Annotated in this window: 18 protein-coding genes and 1 pseudogene; 14 read left to right on the forward strand and 5 right to left on the reverse strand. The window is 64.0% G+C overall.

The genetic code is table 11. The features are described from left to right. Nucleotides 1-27: 27 nt before the first annotated feature. Complete coding sequence (locus tag WS66_RS06310; RefSeq protein WP_059599354.1) at nucleotides 28-2,505, reverse strand: plasma-membrane proton-efflux P-type ATPase; 2,478 nt, start codon at nucleotides 2,503-2,505, stop codon at nucleotides 28-30. A gap of 1,425 nt (nucleotides 2,506-3,930) precedes the next feature. On the opposite strand from WS66_RS06310, the gene WS66_RS06315 reads away from it, so the two are divergent. From WS66_RS06315 to WS66_RS06380, 14 genes and pseudogenes are all read left to right on the forward strand, one after another. Then, on the forward strand, nucleotides 3,931-5,094 hold the full coding sequence (locus WS66_RS06315) for a 4Fe-4S dicluster domain-containing protein (protein WP_059599355.1): 1,164 nt from the start codon (nucleotides 3,931-3,933) through the stop codon (nucleotides 5,092-5,094). Continuing rightward, nucleotides 5,081-5,539, forward strand: coding sequence for a cyclic nucleotide-binding domain-containing protein (locus WS66_RS06320; RefSeq protein WP_059599356.1), 459 nt, complete (start codon nucleotides 5,081-5,083; stop codon nucleotides 5,537-5,539). The genes WS66_RS06315 and WS66_RS06320 overlap by 14 nt, the downstream gene beginning before the upstream one ends. A gap of 1 nt (nucleotide 5,540) precedes the next feature. Beyond that, the gene (locus tag WS66_RS06325; protein WP_236872874.1) at nucleotides 5,541-6,380 is read left to right on the forward strand and encodes an FAD/NAD(P)-binding protein; all 840 of its coding nucleotides are present in this window, start codon (nucleotides 5,541-5,543) and stop codon (nucleotides 6,378-6,380) included. A gap of 1 nt (nucleotide 6,381) precedes the next feature. Next, nucleotides 6,382-7,188, forward strand: coding sequence for an oxidoreductase (locus tag WS66_RS06330; RefSeq protein ID WP_059599358.1), 807 nt, complete (start codon nucleotides 6,382-6,384; stop codon nucleotides 7,186-7,188). Beyond that, nucleotides 7,163-8,452, forward strand: a complete 1,290-nt coding sequence (locus WS66_RS06335) for a Ni/Fe hydrogenase subunit alpha (protein ID WP_059599359.1) — start codon at nucleotides 7,163-7,165, stop codon at nucleotides 8,450-8,452. The genes WS66_RS06330 and WS66_RS06335 overlap by 26 nt, the downstream gene beginning before the upstream one ends. A 50-nt stretch (nucleotides 8,453-8,502) precedes the next feature. Then, on the forward strand, nucleotides 8,503-8,967 hold the full coding sequence (locus WS66_RS06340) for a hydrogenase maturation protease (protein ID WP_236872875.1): 465 nt from the start codon (nucleotides 8,503-8,505) through the stop codon (nucleotides 8,965-8,967). Beyond that, nucleotides 8,960-9,238, forward strand: coding sequence for a hydrogenase maturation nickel metallochaperone HypA (locus WS66_RS06345; protein WP_059599361.1), 279 nt, complete (start codon nucleotides 8,960-8,962; stop codon nucleotides 9,236-9,238). The genes WS66_RS06340 and WS66_RS06345 overlap by 8 nt, the downstream gene beginning before the upstream one ends. A 6-nt stretch (nucleotides 9,239-9,244) precedes the next feature. Next, nucleotides 9,245-11,560: a carbamoyltransferase HypF gene (hypF, locus tag WS66_RS06350; protein WP_059599362.1), complete on the forward strand. Its 2,316-nt coding sequence runs from the start codon at nucleotides 9,245-9,247 to the stop codon at nucleotides 11,558-11,560. Further along, on the forward strand, nucleotides 11,560-11,799 hold the full coding sequence (locus tag WS66_RS06355; protein WP_059599363.1) for a HypC/HybG/HupF family hydrogenase formation chaperone: 240 nt from the start codon (nucleotides 11,560-11,562) through the stop codon (nucleotides 11,797-11,799). The genes hypF and WS66_RS06355 overlap by 1 nt, the downstream gene beginning before the upstream one ends. Then, entirely contained in the window at nucleotides 11,796-12,926 is a 1,131-nt protein-coding gene (hypD, locus tag WS66_RS06360; protein WP_059599364.1) for a hydrogenase formation protein HypD, read from the forward strand. Before WS66_RS06355 ends, hypD begins: the two co-directional genes overlap by 4 nt. Further along, the gene (gene hypE, locus WS66_RS06365) at nucleotides 12,923-13,972 is read left to right on the forward strand and encodes a hydrogenase expression/formation protein HypE (RefSeq protein ID WP_059599365.1); all 1,050 of its coding nucleotides are present in this window, start codon (nucleotides 12,923-12,925) and stop codon (nucleotides 13,970-13,972) included. Before hypD ends, hypE begins: the two co-directional genes overlap by 4 nt. Nucleotides 13,973-14,407: 435 nt before the next feature. Next, on the forward strand, nucleotides 14,408-14,968 hold the full coding sequence (locus WS66_RS06370; RefSeq protein WP_059599366.1) for a plasmid pRiA4b ORF-3 family protein: 561 nt from the start codon (nucleotides 14,408-14,410) through the stop codon (nucleotides 14,966-14,968). Nucleotides 14,969-15,001: 33 nt separating this feature from the next. Continuing rightward, nucleotides 15,002-16,137 (forward strand): IS3 family transposase gene (locus tag WS66_RS06375; RefSeq protein WP_442859285.1). Its coding sequence is split into 2 segments (ribosomal slippage): nucleotides 15,002-15,266 and nucleotides 15,266-16,137, totalling 1,137 coding nucleotides; the frame shifts between segments, so codons are not numbered across the junction. Nucleotides 16,138-16,198: 61 nt separating this feature from the next. Next, nucleotides 16,199-16,291: pseudogene (locus WS66_RS06380) on the forward strand (plasmid pRiA4b ORF-3 family protein); the annotation flags it as partial. A gap of 434 nt (nucleotides 16,292-16,725) precedes the next feature. Here the strand turns inward: WS66_RS06380 and WS66_RS06385 are convergent. From WS66_RS06385 to WS66_RS06400, 4 genes are all read right to left on the reverse strand, one after another. Further along, complete coding sequence (locus WS66_RS06385) at nucleotides 16,726-18,171, reverse strand: NAD-dependent succinate-semialdehyde dehydrogenase (RefSeq protein WP_059599462.1); 1,446 nt, start codon at nucleotides 18,169-18,171, stop codon at nucleotides 16,726-16,728. Between the two features lie 151 nt (nucleotides 18,172-18,322). Then, entirely contained in the window at nucleotides 18,323-19,648 is a 1,326-nt protein-coding gene (locus WS66_RS06390) for a c-type cytochrome (RefSeq protein ID WP_059599461.1), read from the reverse strand. Between the two features lie 15 nt (nucleotides 19,649-19,663). Beyond that, nucleotides 19,664-21,898 (reverse strand): xanthine dehydrogenase family protein molybdopterin-binding subunit, encoded by a 2,235-nt coding sequence (locus WS66_RS06395; protein WP_059599460.1) that lies wholly within the window; start codon nucleotides 21,896-21,898, stop codon nucleotides 19,664-19,666. 1 nt (nucleotide 21,899) lies between these two features. Then, nucleotides 21,900-22,355 carry a (2Fe-2S)-binding protein gene (locus WS66_RS06400; protein WP_059525474.1) on the reverse strand — a complete coding sequence of 152 codons (456 nt, stop codon included), beginning with the start codon at nucleotides 22,353-22,355 and terminating at the stop codon, nucleotides 21,900-21,902. Nucleotides 22,356-22,396: the final 41 nt, after the last annotated feature.

Raw genomic sequence — 22,396 nt, forward strand, 5'->3', positions numbered from 1 at the left:
GCGCGTTATCCGCCCAAAGTTGACACGCTACCGATGATGAGGGACATGGCCGATCAGAGAACCCTCGATCCGAGCGAGATGCCGGGATTGCCGCGCCGGGCGATGCTCGAGTAGCCGGTACACACCGATCTTGATCCCGCTCGCCACCGCAAACGAGCTAATCGCGTAGCCCCAGACCATGATTGCGAGCGGCCAGCCGGTCGGTGCCATCAGCCCGCCATAGACCACGACCAGCGTCCCGACGACCTGGGTTGCTTCGCACGGAACGACAAGCTTCCAGTTCGGCCATGGGCGCTCCCACACGGCCCCCTTGTTGCGAGTCAGATAAATCGTCATGTGGCCCGAGACCAGCAACTTGAGGAAGATCAGTGCCTGGACCACCGGCAAGGACAGGTGCAGATAGTCGCGAACGATCCAGAACAGACCGAAGCTCTCAACGACGCCGTAGGCGCCGAGTACTGACGCGATGGTCAACACTCGCGTCATGTCCCAGCGCACCGGGTTTGCGGCCAGGGGTGCGTTGTCGTATGCGATCATCATGATCGGCAAATCGTTGAGCAACGCCAACAATACGACCATGATCGCGGTCACCGGGTAGAAGTTGAAAGCCAGGATGCTCGCGGTCATGAAAAGCAAGAGCCGTATCGTCTCGGCAATGCGGTATATCGCGTAGCTGTTCATGCGTTCGAAGATGCGACGGGCCTCCTCGATTGCCGTCGTGATGACCGAGAGACCAGGTGCCGTCAATACGAGGTCGGCCGCGGCTCGCGCGGCATCGGTTGCCCCGCTGACCGCGATGCCGACATCTGCCTGCTTCAGGGCCGGCGCGTCGTTCACCCCGTCCCCAGTCATGCCGACGATGTGGCCCGCATCCTGCAGCGCCTTGACGATCTTGAACTTATGTTCGGGCAAAACGCGTGCGAACCCATCCGCAGCGACAATTCGTGAGAGCTGCTCGCCTGCATCGTCTTGTCCAAAGACGGAATCGGCAACGACAATGTTTTGTCCGAGCTTGAGTTGCCCGGCAATCTCTTTGGCGATCGCTTCGTGATCGCCCGTCACCATCTTGATGTCGACACCCATCGAGCGAGCCGTCGCGATCGTTTCGGCACAATCGTCCCGTGGCGGATCGAACAGCGGTAGCAGTCCGAGGAATTGCCACGTGCCGGATTCATCCGTACGCGCCACGCCGAGGGTGCGGAACCCCCGCGCTGCGTCGCGATCGACAGACGCTGAAATCGCCTTACGCTGGCCGTCGTCCGGCTCACAAAGCTCGACGATCACTTGCGGCGCACCCTTGGCGACCTTGAAGCTGCGGTCGCCCTGTTCGATGTCTGCTTCTGCCCGCTTCACCACGGGGTCGAACGGACGGAAAGCCTTCACCGTAAAGCTGCCGAGTTGCTGATTGGATGAAACGCCTGCGAGGATGGCCGCATCGATTGCGTCAGGCGCATCGCGCCGCGATGCCAGTACGGCTGCCAGAATGAGGTCGTCGCGCGCAACCCCCGGCGCTGGCTCCAGATCGCCCAGAGTCAGTTCGTTTTTGGTCAGCGTGCCGGTCTTGTCGCTGCAGAGCATGTCCATACCGGCCATCTCTTCGATGGCGACGAGACGCGAGACGATCGCTTTGAATCTGGCAAGCTTTTCCGCGCCGATTGCCATCGTGACGGACAGCACAGCCGGCAGCGCGACAGGGATAGAGGCGATGGTGAGGATGAGGGCGAACTGGATGGTTTCGACCATCGGATCGTGACGAAATAGGGCGGCGATCCCGATGACAAGAACCAGGCCCACCGTCACCATAATCAGGAAGTTGCCGATCCGCAGCACGGCGCGCTGGAAGTGCGATACGGACTTGGCTTGCTGAACCAGATGGGCCGTCTTGCCGAAAAAAGTGTTCATCCCCGTGGCCGTGACGACCCCGCTCATCTCGCCTTGTCTCGCGATTGACCCGGAATAGACGTCGTCGCCCACCTTTTTTTCGACCGGCAGCGATTCGCCGGTCAGCGCCGCCTGATCAACGCTCAGGTAAGTGCCGTCGATCAGCTTCAGATCGGCCGGCACAACATTGCCGAGCTTCACATTCACGACGTCGCCCGGAACGAGCAATCGCGCCTCGATGTCTTTCCATGTGCCGTCACGGCGTACCCGTGCCTTGAGCGCGAGCCGTTGCTTCAGCAGCGTAATCGCGTTGTCGGCCTTGAATTCCTGCCAGAATCCGACCCCCGCGTTGATAAACAGCATCGCGAGGATAATGGCGAGATCCGCCCAATGTCCAAGCACCGCTGAAAGCACCGCGGCCGCCTCGATCATCCACGGAATCGGCCCCCAAAAGAAGTGAGCGAGCCGCCCGAGCGCACTGACGTGACGCTCGGTGAGCACATTTTCGCCATACTGGATGAGCCCTTGGGCCGCTTCGGTCTCCGTCAGACCTTTGGCGTCAGTGGCAAGAGGAGTCTTGGTCTCGATCTCACGATCTTCCTGCATTATCTGTTCCTGCTTCATGCCAATTTCTCCTGTACAAGCCGGCCTACCTCGTTCCTATCCGTGACATTCTCCAAGCACCGCACGGGCCGCTCGTGTTGGCGATACCCGAATTTTGTCGTTAGCGGGCTATACCCCGAGAACCGCCCGGGTGTGCCGCGCAAACATCAAGTCCTCATCCGTCGGAATCGCCCAAACTGACATGCGACTTCCAGCAGGGGGGACACACGGGCCGCCGGAAGCGTATGCACGATCGCTCAAACCGAGGCCTAGCCATGAGGCATCCTCGCAAACCCGGCGCCGAATCGCGCGCGTGTCCGCCAATGCCAGCGGTGAAGAAAAGCGAAACAAGGCCACGGACGGTGGCTGTAAGCGAAGCCAACTCCCGTGCGATGCGATACACAAACAAGTCGATGGGCTCTCGCGCAGATGGTCGATTGCTGGCTCACAAGGCGCGCACGTCGTCGCTCGGGCCCGACACGCGGAATAGGCCACAGTCGTGATGCAGGCGCGTACTGAGTTCGTTGCACGACACGCGCCTTTGTTGCATCAGGTAGCTTCACGAAGCCCAGGTCGAGGCTGCCGCATCGTTGGCTCATCGACAGGCCGTCAATGATCTTCATCGCCACAACGGCAACCATGGAAACTATCGAACCTTGAGTCTAGTCGTGCGTTGATTGGTGTCAAAGACGCCAAGAAGTCGGCAGATCACCGACATCAGACGACGCAGTGACGTCGGGACCGTGCGTCCACCCAAGATCGATTACCGCCTGCTTGACGCGATGAGTAACGTCGAGAGGCGGCTCCCGGCCCGTTGACTTACGTCAAATCGCTTCGGTGGGGGGGAGCCACGATGGCAAAGAGGTGGCCGCGCAAATTCGGACAAGGGGAAAACTCCACGATTGTGATCGTCCCGAGTTCAGCGGTGGAAACGATGCAGCGCGGCGGCCTTCCAGCAGACCATTTGTAAGAGATCAAACCCACGCGTGGGCAGCCCCGTGGCTTCAATCGAAGTCGGTGGCACTGCGTACCAATTGGCTTGTTTGGCTTCCTGGGGGCGCATCGGACGTGTTGCCCTGGCGATTGTCCAGAATGCCTGGCGCACCGCGTTCGTCGCCGGTTTGCTGGCCGCGCGCAGGCTATGGTGCCCGCGGAAGGTGTCATTCGATCACGCCCGGATCGGCTGAGAATGTCGGCATTGGCGCACAACAATCTGTTGTAACGTGACCCTCAGCGGGAACTTATACTTTCGGGGAACAGGACCGCCGCGAACAGCCTGTTGCTGCGGGTGCGTCACGCAGATGCGCCACGACCCAGGGTTCAAGAGCATGGGCAGCGATGATGCCGATGAAACGGTGACTGTGCGTACCGTTACAGCTGACGCGCTCTAGCCTTGTTAAAGTCAAACAATCGGCACGGTCACAGTCCAGTTTGGAAGGAGCTGCGATGGTAGAGCATCCGCTGTCGAAGGGCGACAAGGCGGTCATCACCCGTGAGGCCCTCCAGTCTCTCATCGATGTTCTTGTCGCCAACCGGTATCTGGTGATGGGGCCAACGGTGCGGGATGGCGCTATTGTTTACGACAGGGTCTCGAGCGTACCCGATTTACCTATAGGCTGGACCGATCACCAGGAAGCGGGGCGTTATCACCTGGAGCGTCGCAATGATGCTGCCCTGTTTGGTTTCGCCGTTGGGCCGCATTCATGGAAGCGCTTTTTGCATCCGCCCGTCCAGACGCTCTGGGAGGCGCGAACCGGAGACGATGGGCTCACGATCACCACAGCAGACGAGCCTTCCCCGAAGTTCGCGTTCATTGGCGTGCGCTCTTGTGAGATCCATGCCATCGCGATCCAGGACCGGGTCTTTTGCGAGGGGCCGTATCCGGATCCGGTTTACAGCATTCGTCGTCACGACGCGTTCATCGTTGCGGTGAACTGCGCACAGGCCGCTGGAACCTGCTTCTGCGTTTCGATGCAGACAGGCCCGCGGGCGGAGTCCGGGTTCGACCTGGCGCTGACCGAGTTGCTTCACGAAAGCACCCATGAATTCCTGGTCGAGGTCGGCACCCCAAACGGCGCGGAAGTTCTTTCGCAGATTCCTCATCGACCTGCGTCGGACGCACACTGTACGGTGGCCGAGGCGGTTGTTACGCATACGGCGGCCCAGATGGGACGCTCCCTGGAGACCGACGGAATCAAGGAGTTGCTGCAACGCAACCCGAACCATCCGCGTTGGGACGAGGTGGCAGATCGGTGCCTGAGCTGCGGCAACTGCACGATGGTCTGCCCGACCTGCTTCTGTACGACGATCGAGGATCACAGCGATCTGGCCGGACAGTCTGCCGGGCGCGTTCGCAAATGGGACTCCTGTTTCACGATGGACTTCTCCTACATCCACGGCGGCAGCGTCCGGAAGACCGCCCGCTCGCGCTACCGCCAGTGGATGACCCACAAGCTCGCGAGCTGGATCGACCAGTTTGGAACATCCGGCTGTGTCGGGTGCGGACGCTGTATCACCTGGTGCCCGGTCGGTATCGACATCACGGAGGAAGCCGCCGCCATTCGCGCGACCCGTACCACAGCAAGGGAGAATGAACATGGAGGGGCTTGAGCATATTCTGGGCGAACACCCCTTCTTTGCGGGTTTCGATACCGCGCATAGCCGGTTGATCTCAGGCTGTGCCAAAAACCACCGCTTCGATGCGGGGCATTATCTGTTCAGGGAAGGCCAGCCCGCCAATGAGTTCTTCCTGATCCGGCACGGCAAGGTCGCGCTCGAAATCGTCGCGCCCGGGCAGGCGCCCATCGTGGTCGCGACACTCGGCGCCGGCGAGATCGTGGGCGCGTCGTGGCTGGTTCCGCCCTATCGCTGGACTTTCGATGCACGGGCCGCCGAACTCACGCGTGCGATCGGCATGGATGCCAGGTGCCTGCGCGACAAGTGCGATGCCGACCACGATCTGGGTTACGCGTTGATGAAGCGCTTTCTGCCGATCTTCGTGAAACGGCTGGACGCAACGAGGCTGCAACTGCTCGATGTTTACGGGAAACGCTGAGATGACTGCCGCCCGGGCTCCGGATCCGTTCGTCCCACAGCTGTATCGCATCGCGCGGACGCGGCGCGAACTCGCCGACACGACAACGCTGGAGTTTGTACCGCTCGCCGGAGAGCGACCTGCTTTTGAGCCGGGGCAGTTCAACATGCTCTACGTGTTTGGTATTGGCGAAGCGGCGATCAGCATAAGCGGCGACCGGAGCGATGGACACTCTTTTGTGCATACTGTTCGCAATGTCGGCGCTGTCAGCGCGGCGCTCGCGAGGCTGGAAGCGGGCGCGACAATCGGGCTGCGCGGCCCGTTTGGAACGGGCTGGCCGGTCGCCGCCGCGGAGGGCTCGGACATCGTCATCGTCGCTGGCGGCCTTGGCCTCGCGCCGCTGCGCCCCGCGATCTACGACGTGCTGGCCAACCGGGGCCGTTATGGACGCGTCGTAATCCTGTTCGGAAGCCGCACTCCGAGGGAATTACTCTACCGTCGAGAACTGGAACAGTGGCGACAGCGACTTGACGTTCAGATCGAAGTCACCGTCGATCACGCCGACGCGGACTGGCACGGCCACGTTGGCGTCGTGCCAGCGCTCGTTGCGCGTGCGACCTTCGATCCGCGCGAGACTGTCGCGCTGCTCTGCGGACCCGAACTCATGATGCGTTTCACGGTCAATACGCTGCACGATGCCGGCGTTTCGCCCGAGCGAATCTATCTGTCGATGGAGCGCAACATGAAATGCGCGATCGGCCTGTGCGGCCACTGTCAGTTCGGCCCTGCATTCATCTGCAAGGACGGGCCAGTGATGCGTTTCGATACGATTGCCGGCATCTTCGCGGTCCCGGAGATCTGAGATGGGCGCACCTGCAACCAACCCGCGCAAGCGGCCACGGCTTGCTGTCTGGAAGTTCGCATCCTGCGACGGATGCCAGCTCTCCTTGCTCGATTGCGAAGACGAACTGCTCGCGCTTGCCGACGCCATTGAGATCGCCAATTTCCCTGAAGCGTCCAGCGCTATCGGGGCCGGCCCATACGATCTCTCGCTGGTTGAGGGCTCGATCACCACACCGCATGACGCCGAGCGCATTCAGTCGGTGCGGCGCCAGTCGAAACATCTCGTTACGATCGGCGCCTGTGCGACAGCCGGCGGAATCCAGGCGTTGCGCAATTTTGCCGACGTGCGCGAGTTCGTGGCTGCGGTGTACGCATCGCCCGAATACATCAAGACGCTTGCCACCTCGACACCGATATCCGCGCATGTTCCTGTCGACTACGAGCTGCGTGGCTGCCCGATCAACAAGATGCAACTCATCGAGGTCATCTCGGCCTTCCTCACCGGCCGCAAGCCGGCGATCGCGAGTCACAGTGTCTGCGTCGAATGCAAGCAGCGCGGCACGGTGTGCGTGATGGTGCAGGGCACGCCCTGCCTCGGGCCGGTGACGCATGCCGGGTGCGGCGCGATCTGTCCGGCTTTCCAACGTGGCTGTTACGGCTGCTACGGTCCGATGGAGACGCCGAACATGGCAGCGCTGACACGCGAATGGCAGGCGCTCGGTGCGAGACCACTGGATATCCGGCGTGCGTTACGCACCTTCAACGCGACGGCACCTGAGTTTCTGAAAGAGAGCGAGGCCCATGGCGACAAAGACGATCCGGGTTGACTATCTCACCCGCGTCGAGGGGGAGGGTGCACTCGATCTGCATCTCAAGGATGGGCAGGTGACATCGGCGCAGCTCAACATCTTCGAACCGCCGCGCCTGTTTGAGGCGCTCCTGCGAGGACGGGGTTTCGGCGAAACCCCCGACATTGTGGCCCGCATCTGCGGGATCTGCCCGATCGCCTATCAGATGAGTGCGGTCCACGCGCTCGAAACCGCCTTCGGCATCAAGGTCGATGGACAGCTACGCGCGTTGCGCCGCCTGATCTACTGCGGCGAATGGATCGAGAGCCATGCGCTGCACGTCGTAATGCTGCATGCACCAGACTTCCTCGGTTTCCCGGATGCGATCCAGATGGCCCGCGAGCACGGCGATGCGGTCCGCCGGGGCCTTGCCCTGAAGAAAGCCGGCAACGAGTTGATGCGCCTGCTGGGCGGGCGCGAGATTCATCCCGTCAACGTGAAGGTGGGCGGATTCTACCGCGTACCGGGCCACGACGAACTCACGCCGGTCACCGAAAGCCTCCAGCGTGCCCGCGACCATGCGGTGGATCTGGTCCGTTGGGTGGCGGGCTTCGACTTTCCGGAATTCGAGCGCGACTACGAGTTCGTGGCGCTGCGGCACGCAGACGAATATCCATTCAACGAGGGGCGGCTCGTCTCCACCCGTGGCATCGATATCGACATAGCCGACTTTGAGACTGAATTCGAGGAGCGCCACGTTGCCCACTCGACTGCACTGCATGCCGCGGTGAAGCAGCGCGGCGCGTATCTGGTCGGGCCGCTCGCCCGCTACGCCATCAATTTCGATCGTTTTCCCCACCAGGTGCAAGCGCTGGCCCGTGAAGCCGGACTTGGCCCGGTCTGCAGAAACCCGTTCCGGAGCATCGTCGTGCGGTCGCTCGAACTGGTCTACGCGTGCGAAGAGGCGCTGAGACTGATCGCGACCTATGAGGTGCCGGAGCTCGCGGCCGTGCCCGTCGAACCGCGCGCGGGCACGGGCTTCGGCTGTACCGAGGCTCCTCGTGGTATCTGCTGGCATCGATATCGCGTCGATGCAGACGGGGCGATCGTGGACGCGCGTATAGTGCCGCCGACCTCGCAAAACCAGCCGAGTATCGAGGCGGACCTGATGGCTGTCGCGACAGCCGCACTGGATCAACCTGACGACGTGCTGCGGGATCGATGCGAACGGAGCATCCGCAATTACGACCCCTGCATCTCGTGTTCCGCTCACTTCCTCAAACTCTCGGTACACCGGACATGACCCGTACCCTTAAGCCGTGCGGCGCGCCACGCAGGGTCCTGGTGGTTGGCATGGGAAACCCCGATCGAGGCGATGACGGCGTCGGCGCGCGTGTCGTGCGCAGTATCGCCGGACAACTGCCGGCCGATGTATCGCTCGTCGTACGCACCGGCGACGTGCTGTCGCTGATCGAGGACTGGGCCGGATTCGACGCGCTGGTGTGCGTGGACGCTGCCGCACCTGCGACGCTACCGGGTCGTGTTCACCGCATCGACCTCGCCTCGGAGCAATTGGTACGGGAGATGTCGTTTACGTCGAGCCATGCCTTCGGCGTGGCCGAGGCAATCGAACTTGCCCGCGCGCTCGGGCTTGCGCCACGCGAGATGGTCGTCTATGCGATCGAAGGCGCCTGTTTCGACCGAGGGGCGCCGATCACGCCGGAAGTTGCGGCCGCTGCCGATGAAGTGGCCGGGCGTGTAGTGGCCGAGGTGGAGCGGCTCAGGCGGACCGTTACGGAGATCGAACCTCATGCATGAGACAGGCATCGTACGAAACCTGGTGCACCGGCTGGAGACGGCGGCGCAAGAAAACGGCGCTGTGCGGATCAACGGGGTCGAGGTCTGGCTTGGCGCGCTGTGCCAGTTTTCGCCGGAACATTTCCGCGAGCATTTCGTCGACGAAGCGTGCGGCACGTTGGCCGAGGGCGCCACGCTGCGTATCGAGGTGTCGCAGGATCTTCATCATCCGCATGCACAGGACGTGATGATGACGGCCATGGAGTTCGACGTCCCGGACGGGGAGGGCTGAAACGCGATGGGTACGACATGCACCGATACAGCAGGCGCGGGGTCGCTGCGGCTGCAACTGGATGTCACCGGCGCGGTACAGGGGGTGGGATTTCGGCCCTTCGTTCATCGGCTTGCCGTCAGCGAGGGGCTGGGTGGCTTTGTACGCAACACGGGTGAGGGCGTGTCGATCGAAGTTGAGGGCTCCCCGCAGGCGATCGAGCGCTTTCTGGCGAGGCTCGACGCGGAAATAGCGCCGCCGGCAGCCATTCATCAGCGGCAAAGCCGTCGACTTCCGGTCCAGGGGAAGCAAGGCTTCCTGATTGCCCGAAGTGCGGCCGGCAGCCGACGCTCGGTCATGGTATTGCCCGATCTTGCCGTCTGTCCGGAGTGTCTCGGCGAAATTAGCGACCCGAATGATCGTCGCCACCTGTATCCGTTTACGACCTGCGTGCGCTGTGGACCGCGCTACAGTCTGATCGAGGCTCTGCCGTACGATCGCTTACGCACCGCCATGCGCCACTTTCCGATGTGTGCAGCGTGTCGCAAGGAGTACGACGAACCGGGGGCGCGCCGTTTTCATGCCGAAACAAACGCATGCCCCGAGTGTGGGCCGCGACTCTCGCTATGGGATACGGCGGGAACCGTGCTGGCGGAGCGGCATCAAGCCCTGCGTCTTGCGGGCGACGCCGTGCGCAAGGGCCTGATCGTGGCACTCAAAGGTCTGGGTGGTTTCCAACTGATCGTCGATGCCCGCAGCGATACTGCGGTGCGCCGTCTGCGGGAACGCAAGGCACGTCCGGCCAAGCCTTTCGCCATCATGGTTAGGACAGTAGCCGACGCGTTGACAGTCGCGGACCTCTCAGAGGTCGAGCAACGGCTCCTATGCTCGGCCGCAGCGCCGATCGTTCTGGCGAAGTCGCGAACGGGGGTGTCCGTGGTTACGCCGGGCGTTGCGCCGGCCAACCCGCTGCTCGGAATCATGCTGCCCTGTACGCCGCTGCACGAGTTGCTGATGCTCGAACTTGGCTTTCCCGTCGTGGCGACCAGCGGCAACCGGGGCGGCGAGCCGATCGTGACCGACGAGCAAGAGGCACTCGAACGGCTTGCGGGCATTGCCGATTTCTTCCTCGTGCACGATCGCCCGATCCTGCGTCCGGTGGACGACTCCATTGTGAGGGTGATGGCGGGGCGTGAGGCTGTGCTCAGGTGCGCGCGAGGCTACGCTCCCCTGGTGTTCGCCTGTCCGACCGCCACAGAGCCGGGGCTCGCGGTCGGCGCGCACCAGAAGAACACGATCGCGATCGCCGCCGATGGACAGATCATCCTCGGCCCTCATATCGGCGACCTCGCCGCACCCGCAACACGTGAGGCTTTTGCGCAAGCCGTCGATTCCATGACGGCGCTGTACGGCGTGCGCCCCCTGCATGTCGCTTGCGACCTCCATCCGGACTATTACAGCACCCGCGTTGCGGATGCATCCGGACTGCCGGTGCGACGCGTACCACATCATCTTGCGCACGTACTTGCAGGGATGGTCGACAACGATCTCAGAGGTCCCGTGCTCGGCGTAGCATGGGACGGCGCCGGCTATGGCAATGACGGCTCGATCTGGGGCGGTGAGTTCCTGACCGTCGAAGCGAACCGATTTCGCCGGATTGCGCATCTGCTGCCGTTTCGGTTGGCCGGCGGGGAGTCCGCCATGCGCGAGCCGCGCCGTGCTGCGCTCGGCGCACTCTACGCGACCTTTGGCGATGCCGCACTGGCGATGACGGACCAGAAGCCCGTCGCCGCCTTTGACGCGCGAGAGCGACAGACTCTCGGCATCATGCTGCGCCGCGGCGTCAATGCGCCTCTGACATCGAGCGCTGGTCGGCTCTTCGATGCGGTTGCTGCACTGCTGGATCTCGTTCAGATAGCCAGCTTCGAAGGCGAAGCCGCGATGGCAGTCGAATTCGCCGCCCAGCGGGCGGTGACCGCTGCGGCGCTGGCACCGCCGCGCCTGTCGGAGCATGCCGGCAAGCTCGTACTCGACTGGCGGCCGGTGCTGGCCGATATCGTGGCCGGGTGTCGCAACGGCGTCGTGACACCGTCACTGGCAGCGGCGTTTCATGACAGCCTGGTCGAGGCCATCGTCGACGTCGCGACGCGCGTCGGATTCGAGCGGGTCCTGCTCAGTGGCGGTTGCTTTCAGAATGCGCGACTCGTCGAGCGGGCGGTTGAGCGGCTACGCGAGGCGGGCTTCGATCCTTACTGGCATCGTCGCATTCCGCCGAATGACGGAGGCATTGCCGTAGGACAGGCCGCTTTCGCCGCCCAGCCGCTGACCGGGGAGAAGATCTGATGTGCCTTGCCGTTCCGGGACAGGTTCTGAGCATCGAAGGAGATGATCCGCTGTTGCGGCAAGGACGGGTCGCCTTTGCCGGCATCGTCAAGGCGGCCTGCCTTGCCTATGTCCCCGAAGCGAAGCCTGGCGATTATGTGCTCGTCCACGCGGGCTTCGCCATCGCCGTGATAGACGAGGTGCAGGCTCGGGAGACGCTTGTCTACCTCGCTAGATTCGCGCCGGAGGATTTCGAATGAAATATATCGACGAATTTCGCGACCCGGCCGCAGCCCGTCGTTATGCGGCCGCAATTGCGCGCATCACGACACGGCCGTGGACCATTATGGAAATCTGCGGTGGACAGACACATTCGATCGTGCGGCACGGCATCGACCAGATGTTGCCTTCAGGCGTGAGCCTTCTACATGGGCCTGGCTGCCCGGTGTGTGTGACTCCCGCCGGAATCATCGACGCTGCGATTACCATTGCAAGCCGACCCGCCGTGATCTTTTGCTCGTTTGGCGACATGCTGCGGGTGCCCGGCGAAGCGGGCAGTCTGCTCGCGGCAAAGGCACGCGGCGCTGACATCCGCATGGTCTATTCGCCGCTCGATGCGTTGACAATTGCGCGTGACAGACCGGATCGCGAGGTCGTCTTCTTCGCAATCGGTTTCGAAACTACTGCCCCTGCCACCGCCATGGCTGTGTTGCAGGCGGAGCGCGAGGGGCTCGCGAATTTTTCGCTGCTAGTGTCCCACGTTCTCGTGCCGCCCGCGATCGAGGCGTTGCTGAGCGACCCCGGCAATAGCGTGCAAGGTTTCCTGGCCGCAGGCCATGTCTGCACGGTGATGGGCTACTGGGAATACGAGCCGATCGCGCGCCGCTTCGGCATTCCGATCGTCGTGACCGGCTTCGAACCCGTCGATCTGGTGCAGGGCCTCTACCTGTGCATCCGGCAACTGGAAGAGGGCCGTGCCGAGGTTGAAAACCAGTATCTGCGCAGCGTGCAGCGCAACGGCAACCGTCACGCGCAGGACGTGCTTGGCCGCGTGTTTGCTGTTCAGTCACAGCGGTGGCGCGGTATCGGCGAAATCGCTCGCAGCGGCTTGGGTCTCGCGCCCGCGTACGCGCACTACGATGCGCTGCGGCGCTTTCCGGATGTTGCCGTGCCGCCTGAACGTTGCAGCGAATGCATCAGTGGTGAGGTCATGCGGGGGTTGAAGAAGCCTGGGGAGTGCCCGGCTTTCGGCACGCGGTGCACACCGGAGCATCCGCTGGGCGCGACCATGGTGTCGTCCGAAGGCGCGTGCGCCGCCTACTTTCGATATCGCAGGCCGCTGTTCGCCGATGCGGCTGGTGCACTCGAGCGCAAGGAGAGCCTATGAGCTACACGCCACGCTTCGTCGCGAACTGTCCGCTACCGGCGGCGGGCGGCGACACCATTGAACTCGCCCATGGTGGTGGCGGCCTGCTGACCCAACGGCTCATCGATGATCTTTTTCGGCCTGCCTTCGCCGAGGCGCCGGAAGATCTCACGCATGACGGGGCCGTGCTCGATATCGGCGGCGCGCAGCTTGCCTTCACGACCGATTCCTATGTGGTGCAGCCGCTGTTCTTTCCCGGCGGTGACATCGGTTCGCTTGCCGTCAACGGGACGGTGAACGATCTGGCCATGTGCGGCGCCGAACCGCGCTATCTAAGCGTCGGGCTGGTACTCGAGGAAGGTTTGCCGATCGACGATCTGGACCGCGTGGTGATGTCCATGCGCGACGCGGCGCGGGCGGCAGGCGTGCGCATCGTGACCGGTGATACGAAGGTGGTCGAGCGCGGCAAGTGCGACGGCCTCTATATCAACACGTCTGGCGTCGGACTCGTTCTGGCGAGTTCTCCGGTTTCGCCCAGGCAGGTCAGGGCGGGGGATGCCGTGGTGCTGAGCGGCGACATTGGCAGGCACGGCATCGCCATCATGGCGGTACGGGAAGGGCTCGGATTCGAAACCGCGATTACCAGTGACTGTGCACCACTGGTGGCCAGCGTGCGTGCGCTGATCGACGCAGGAAGCGAATTGCATTGCATGCGCGACCTGACCCGAGGCGGACTCGCGACCGCATTGATCGAAATCGCCTCGGCGGGCAGGGTAACGATTCGGCTCGATGAAGCGGCCATTCCCGTTTCGGATCCGGTACGCGGCGCCTGCGAGATCCTCGGGCTCGATCCGCTTTATGTGGCGAACGAAGGGCGGTTCGTCGCGCTGGTAGCGCCCGCCTGCGCGGAGCGGGTCGTCGCCATCCTGCGCCGATTCTGTGGCGATGCTGCCATCATCGGTGCCGTCGAAACCTCAACCCGACCGGGCACTGTTGAACTTGGGACGATAGGCGGCGCGCGTGCACTGGACATGCTGACGGTGGAGCAGTTACCGCGCATATGCTAGCCGCGCGCAAGGGGCGGCGGAATGGTGTGCTGGGCCGTCGGCGGTCGGAAGTCACACCGACTTTCGGGGCGGCGCTATCAGACGGTGGAACTATCTGTTTGCCGGGGCTGATTCGGCACGGTGCACGTGCTGCCGCGAAATATATTCTGATCGGTCCGGCAAGCCTGAACGGCCTTGCCCCTGAGGGCCTACCCTTGATTTTGGTGGAATCTGATTTAGAACGTCTTGTCGGCAGTGAGGATTGACTCAGAGAGGCCGCGCCAAGGGGGTGCCCCATCGGGCGATTAGTTAAGTTTTACATAAGAGAATCTAACGAATTAATCGATTTCGCATATCAAGCTGACCGGAAGCGATTTTCGATTCGCGCTTCCAAGTAGATCCCGGGGAATCATCCTAGGGCGATAATAGTGCAGATTCCCGTTCTCCGGAGATCAAATGCCAAAATCGTTCCAGCGTCTCACCATCAATGTGACGCTTCAGCATATCGATCCGCCGATCTGGCGTCAGATCGAGGTCGAAGGATCCGAATCTCTGCGCAAGCTGCATCACATTCTGCAGGCAGCTTTCGGATGGGACGACACCCATCTGCACGACTTCGTGATCGACGGCATGACCTACGCCATGTTCGAGGTTGATGACGTGGCGGACTTCGCCGACCCGGACACGACTGCCGATGACCGGAAGATTCGTCTGCAGACAGTCCTGAAGCCAGGTTCGCGCTTCGTGTACCGATACGACTTTGGAGACGGCTGGAATCACACCGTCGTCGTCGAGAAGATAGAAACGGTCGAGAGCGAACCGTGGGGAGAGGCCCAAGTCATTGACGGCGCTCGTGCTTGTCCGCCGGAGGACGTGGGCGGCCCAACGGGCTACGAAGCGTTCCTGAATACGCTCTTGAACGACCCCAACAGTGAAACGGCAGAGCGTTACCGAAACTGGATCAGAGGTGGCCGCGCAAAATCGGACAGCGGGATAAGTGGAACGGCCGGGGCCTGAGCCAGCGATAATGCAGGCAAAGGAACCGAGGAAATGACGAAACGAACCCGACGCACGCACTCAGCGGCGTTCAAAGCGAAAGTGGCCCTGGCGGCTGTCAAGGGCGAGCGCACGCTGGCCGAACTGGCGCAGCAGTTCGATGTGCATCCGAACCAGATCACAGAATGGAAACGGCAGTTGCAGGAGCGCGCGGCCGACGTGTTCGGTGCGGCTGGCCCGGTGTCTAGCGAGCCACCGGTAGACGTGAAGACCCTGCACGCCAAGATCGGCCAACTCAGCCTGGAAAATGATTTTTTAAGCGGCGCGCTCACCAAGGCGGGATTGCTGAGCGCAAAGCGATGATTGACCGTGGCCATGCGTTGCCGGTTTCGCAGCAAGTCCGGCTGGTTGGTATCGCGAGATCGAGCGCGTATTACCGGGCGCGGCCTGTGGGCGAAGTCGATCAACGGCTGATGCGCCGGATCGACGAACTGCATCTGGAGTTCCCGTTTGCCGGTGCCCGGATGCTGGCGCGCTTGCTGCGCCGGGAAGGCTACGAGGTCGGCCGGCGCCGCGTACGCACGCAAATGAAGCGCATGGGCGTGGAGGCGCTGTACTGCAAGCCGAACACGAGTCGGCGCAACGCGCAGCACAAGGTCTGGCCGTATCTGCTGAGCGGCATGAAGATCGAGCGGGCCAACCAGGTTTGGGCACTCGACACGACCTACGTTCCCATGGCGCGAGGCTTCGTGTATCTGACGGCGGTGGTGGACTGGGCCAGTCGCAAGATCCTCGCGCACCGCGTGGCGATCACGCTGGAGGCCGTGCATGCCGTTGAAGCGCTGGAAGAAGCGTTCGCCCGCCATGGGCACCCCGACATCGTGAACACCGATCAGGGCAGCCAGTTCACGGCGGGAACATTCACCGAGGCGGTGCTGGGCCGAGGCATTCGACTGTCGATGGACGGCAAAGGTGCTTGGCGCGACAACGTGTTCGTCGAGCGCGTGTGGCGCAGCATCAAGTACGAAGAAATTTATTTGCGAGCCTACGAGTCGGTAAGCCATGCCCGGCGCTCCATTGGCCAATACATTGAGCTGTACAACCGCAAACGGCCTCATTCGAGCCTGGCGGATCAGACGCCCGATGAGGCATACTTCGCGACGCTGCCTGCGATCAAATCGGCAGCATGATCGCCCTGGACGGTCCACTTAAAACTCTCAGAAAACTGTCCGAACGAGCGAGGCCACCTCTATCGGCCCCGGATTCGACGCGGAATTGTTCGATTTACGTGCTGCCAATGCAGCGCTGCTACGCATGGCTTCTAACCGCTGGGGCAATCGATAACACACATTGCGTCAAGACTCCAACCAGCATGAAGGCAGAACTGTCTGGGCGTCATGACTCTGACGACAACACTGCCATACGCCGGCAGGAAGTTTTGGCGCAACGCCGATAGGTACCGTCTACGGAGCCCAGTGTTGCGCTGAAGTAGCCGATCCGCGGCTCAGAACGCAACACCTCCAAATGTACCAGGCATGTTGATAATTCACGTTATGTAAAATAACGACAACGACGAAAAGCCATACCTGCTTGGCCACCCAACTCGCCTCCCAGCCTCCCCAGGACGCTGATCGCCGCTCACAAGCTGCTCGCGTTCAGCTATTGCGTGACGACCGACGACGCAGAAATAACAAGGCCGGGCAAAACGCCCGGCCTTCGGCAACGCTACGCCGCGTGCTCACCGCGCAAACGGCGGCACGCTCGCGCTCGAATGGTCGTCAGACCGCCATCACCGTCACCGACTTCGTGACGAGGTACGGTTCCAGCGCTTCCGGCCCGCCTTCCGACCCGTAGCCCGAATCCTTCACGCCGCCGAACGGCATTTCCGGCCACGGCGTCGCGGGCTGGTTGATCCACAGCATCCCGACTTCCAGGCGCTGCGTCAGCAGGTGCACGTTCGCGAACGAACGCGTGAACGCATAGCCGGCCAGCCCGAACGGCAGACGGTTCGCTTCGGCGATCGCGTCCTCGAGCTTGTCGAAACCGCGGATCGCCGCGACCGGGCCGAACGGCTCGTTGTTGAACACGTCCGCTTCGAGCGGCACGTTCGCGATCACGGTCGGCGCGAAGAAGTTGCCTTCCGAGCCGATCCGTTCGCCGCCGGTCTCGATGCTCGCGCCGACCTTGCGCGCGTTCTCGACGACCGACGCCATCGCGGTCAGCCGGCGCGGGTTCGCCAGCGCGCCGAGCGTCGTGCTTTCCTCGAGGCCGTCGCCGACCTTCAGCCCCTGCGCATGCTGGACCAGCGCGCGCGTGAATTCGTCGCGAATGCTGTTGTGCACGAGGAAACGCGTCGGCGAAATGCACACCTGGCCGGCGTTGCGGAACTTCGCGCCACCGGCGGCCTTCACCGCCAGCGCGACATCCGCGTCCTCGGCGACGATCACCGGCGCGTGGCCGCCCAGTTCCATCGTCGCGCGCTTCATGTGCTGGCCCGCGAGCGCCGCGAGCTGCTTGCCGACCGGCGTCGAGCCCGTGAACGTCACCTTGCGGATCACCGGGTGCGGAATCAGGTAAGACGAGATTTCGGCGGGATCGCCGTACACGAGACCGATCACACCGGCCGGCACGCCCGCGTCGACGAACGCGCGCAGCAGCGCGGCCGGCGACGCCGGCGTTTCTTCCGGCGCCTTCACGAGGAACGAGCAGCCGGTCGCGAGCGCGGCGCTCAGCTTGCGCACGACCTGGTTGACCGGGAAATTCCACGGCGTGAACGCCGCGACCGGACCGACCGGCTCCTTCACGACGGTCTGCTGCGCGCCGAGATTGCGCGGCGGGACGATCCGGCCGTACACGCGGCGGCCTTCATCCGCGAACCATTCGATGATGTCGGCTGCCGACAGCACTTCGACGCGCGCTTCCGTCAGCGGCTTGCCCTGCTCCTGCGTCATCAGCTGCGCGATCGTGTCGGCGCGCTCGCGCACCAGCGCGGCCGCCTTGCGCATCGTCGCCGCGCGCTCGTGCGCGGGCACCTTGCGCCATGCTTCGAAACCGCGCTGCGCCGCGGCCAGCGCGCGGTCGAGATCGGCGATGCCCGCGTGGGCCACCTTGCCGATCGTCTTGCCCGTCGCCGGGTTCACGACATCGATCGTCTTGCCGCTCGCGGCGTCGACCCACTCGCCGTCGATCAGCAGTTGTGTATCCGTATAAGTCACGTTAGCCATCCAGACACCCCAGTTTTGCGTTCGATAAAACGCGCGCTACCGCGAACGGCCGCGCGCCGGTTGACAGAAAGCACTGCGTTGCCGGGCGCCCTGCACCCGGCAACGTTCGACGACGCGCACGCCCGTCGTCATCCGCCACGCACGGCCGCGCTCAGCGCGCAGCCGCCGTCGCCGTCGCCTTGCGGAGTTTCGCGACGTCCGCCGCCTGCACGGCCGGCGCGCCATTGTTCCAGCCGGCGCGCATGAACGTCAGCACGTCGGCGATCTGCTGGTCGTTCAGCTGATTCGCGAACGCCGGCATCGGATACGCGGACGGCACGCCGCCGATCACGAGCGACTCGCTGCCGTTCAACGTCACGTTGATCAGCGACGATGCATCGGTCTCGAGCACGTTCGGGTTGCCCGCCAGCGGTGCGAGCAGCGGCGCGTAGCCGCGACCGTCCGCGCCATGGCAATTCAGGCAGTAAGCGTTATACACCTTTGCGCCCGGATCGTTCGCCGGCCGGCCCAACGCGACCTGCGTCGGCTTCGGATCATAACGGTAAGGCGGCGCGCCCGTGCCCCCCGCCGCCGGCAGCGATTTCAAATAGCGGGACATCGCCGCGAGATCGTCGTCGTTCAGTTCCTGCGTGCTGTGGTTGATCACGCTGACCATCGAGCCGAACGCGGTCGCATGCTGGTTCGCGCCGGTCTTCAGGAATTGCACGACATCCGCATCGCTCCATCGGCCGAGCCCGGTATTGTGCTCGCCGGTCAGGTTCGACGCGAACCAGTTGTCGATCGGCGCGCCCGACAGGAACGCCGAGCCGCTTTCGTCCAGCGCCTTCTCCTGGAAGCCGACGCCGCGCGGCGTATGGCACGACCCGCAATGCCCGAGCCCCTGCACGAGGTACGCACCGCGGTTCCACATCGCATCCTTCGCCGGCTTGTCGGTATATGGCGTCGTGTCGAGGAACACCGCGTTCCACAGCGCCAGCGGCCAGCGCATGTTGAGCGGCCACGGAATGTCGGACGCACGGTTCGCCTGCTTCACCGGCTCGACGCCATGGATGAAGTACGCGTAAAGCGCCTTCACGTCGTCGTCGCGCAGCTTTGCGTACGACGGATACGGCATCGCCGGATACAGGTGATGGCCATCCTTCGCGACACCCGAGCGCAGCGCGCCCGCGAACTCGGCCTCCGTATAGCCGCCGATGCCCGTGTCCGGGTCGGGCGTGATGTTGGTCGTGTAGATCGCGCCCATCGGCGTGATCATCTTCAGGCCGCCGGCGAACGGCGCGCCGCGCGGCGCGGTGTGGCATGCCACGCAATCGCCGGCCTTCGCGAGATACGCACCGCGTGCGAGCAGCGCGCCGTCGGCGGGCGCCGTTTGCGCGGCATGCGCCGCCGTGCCGGCCATCAGCGCGGACAGCGCGATCAACGATGCACCAAGCGTGCGAGCGGCGCGATTCAGACTGTTCGGGGTGAGGTTTCGCATGTTCGTTCTCTCCCCTCAGGCCGTCTTCAGCTGGCTGCCGACCGGGAGCTTGCGCAGCCGCGTGCCGGTCGCCGCGAAGATCGCGTTGGACAGCGCCGCCGCGGTCGCAGCGGTGCCCGGTTCGCCGATTCCGCCCGGCGCCTCGGCGCTCTTCACGAGATGCACCTCGATCGGCGGCGTCTCGTTGATGCGCATCATCCGGTAGTCGGTGAAGTTGCTCTGCACGACGCGGCCATCCTCGATCGTGATCTCGCCGTACAGCGCGCCCGTGATCCCGAAGATGATGCCGCCCTGCACCTGCGCGTCGATCGTGTCCGGATTCACGGCCATCCCGCAGTCGACCGCGCACACGGCACGCTTGACCTGCACTTCGCCGCCCTCCACCGCGACATCGATGACGATCGAGAAGAAGCTGCCGAACGCGTGCATCACCGATACGCCGCGCCCTTGCCCCTTCGGCAGCGGCGCGCCCCATCCCGCCGCCTTCGTCGCGACGTCGAGCACGTTCAGCGCGCGCGGCGTCTTGCCGAGCAGCGCGCGGCGATATTGCACGGGATCGGTCTTGGTCTGCGCGGCCAGTTCGTCGATAAAGCTCTCGACGACGAAGGTGCTGCGCGTCGGGCCGACGCCGCGCCAGAATGCGGTCGGCACGTGACGCGGCTCCTGCCGCACGTAATCGATCAACTGGTTCGGCAGGTCGTACGGCAGGTCGGTCGCGACTTCGACCGCGTCGGGATCGACGCCGTCCTTGAACGCCGGCGGTGCGAAGCGCGCGAGGATCGACGAACCGACGATCCGGTGCTGCCACGCGACCGGCTTGCCGTTCGCGTCGAGGCCGGCCGAAATCCGGTCGTAGTAGTACGGCCGATACATGTCGTGCTGGATGTCTTCCTCGCGGGTCCAGACGACCTTCACCGGCGCGTTGACCTGTTTGGCGATCTTCACGGCCTGGCCGATCATGTCCGTTTCGAGTCGTCGGCCGAAACCGCCGCCGAGCAGGTGGTTGTGCACGACGATTTTCTCCGGCGGAAAGCTCGTGAGCCGCTGCACGGTGTCGACCGCGCGCGTCGGCACCTGCGTGCCGACCCAGATCTCGCAGCCGTCGCCGCGCACGTGCACCGTGCAGTTCACCGGCTCCATCGTTGCGTGCGCAAGGAGCGGCTGTTCGTAGACGGCGTCGATGCGGGTCTTCGCATTCGCGAACGCCTTGCCGACGTCGCCGTCCTTGCGCGCGACCGCGCCCTTCCCGTTCGCGGCGGCCTGCGCGAGATCGGCGACGATGTCCTTGGTCGACACCTTCGCGCCCGCGCCTTCGTTCCACTTCACGACGAGCGCCGACGCGCCGCGCTTCGCGGCCCACGTGTGATCGCCGACCACCGCGACCGCGTTGTCCGCGCGCACGACCTGACGCACGCCCGGAATCTTCTTCGCGGCCGTATCGTCGACGCTCGCGACCGTGCCGCCGAACACCGGGCTGTTCACGATCACCGCGTACAGCATGCCGGGCAGACGCACGTCGAGCCCGAACTGCGCGGTGCCGTCGACCTTCTCCGGCGAATCGAGCCGCTTCACCGGCTTGCCGATCAGTTTGAAATCGGCCGGCTGCTTCAGCGCGACGTCCTTCGGCACCGGCAGCTTCGCCGCGGCGTCCGCGAGCTGGCCGTACGATGCGCGCCGGCCGCTCGGGAGGTGCCGCACTTCGCCGTTTTCCGCCCGGCAGGTGGCCGGATCGACGCTCCATTGCTTCGCCGCCGCGGAAACCAGCAGCGTGCGCGCGGTCGCACCCGCACGGCGCAGCGGTTCCCACGCGTAGCGCACCGACGTCGAGCCGCCCGTCAACTGGCCGCCGAGCAGCGGATCGAGGAACAGCTTCTCGTTGGGCGGCGCATGGTCGAGCGTGACGTTCGACAGCGGCACTTCGAGTTCCTCGGCGATCAGCATCGGCAGCGCCGTGTAGACGCCTTGCCCCATCTCGACCTTCGGCATCACCAGCGTGACCTTGCCGCTGCGGTCGATCTGCACGAACGCGTTCGGCGCGAATACGCCGGCGCGCGCACTTTCGTCCGCGTCGCCGCCGATCACCGAGCGCCGTGCGTCATCGCCCGCTGCCGGCATGCTGAAACCGAGCAGCAAGCCGCCGCCCGCCGCCGCGCCGAGCGACATGCCCGCCTTCAGAAACGAACGGCGCGACATGCCGGCGCCGGCCGCTTGCCCGGCGACCTTGCCTGCTTCGATCAGTCCTCGCGACATGTCACGCTCCCTTCGCGGCTTGCTTGACGGCCGCGCGAATCCGGTTGTACGTGCCGCAGCGGCAGATGTTGCCGGCCATTGCCGCGTCGATGTCGGCGTCGCTCGGGTTCGGGTTCGACGCGATCAGCGCCGTGGCCGCCATCACCTGCCCGGACTGGCAGTAGCCGCACTGGACGACGTCGAGCTCGCGCCACGCTTCCTGAACCTTCTGCCCGGCCGGCGTCGCGCCGACGGCTTCGATCGTCGTGATCCTGCGGCCCGCGACGGCCGCGACGGGCAGCACGCACGAGCGCGCGGCAACGCCGTCGAGATGGACGGTGCACGCGCCGCATTGCGCGATCCCGCAGCCGAATTTCGTGCCGGTCAGGCCCACGACGTCACGCAGGACCCACAGCAGGGGCATGTCGTCGGGGGCGTCGACCGTGCGGTTCTCGCCGTTGATATTGAGGGTGACCATTCAGACTCCGGGGCCGGTGTATTGGGGAAGCGGCGCGAACG

The sequence above is a fragment of the Burkholderia sp. LA-2-3-30-S1-D2 genome, from assembly GCF_001523915.2.
Taxonomy (GTDB): Bacteria; Pseudomonadota; Gammaproteobacteria; order Burkholderiales; family Burkholderiaceae; genus Burkholderia; species Burkholderia diffusa.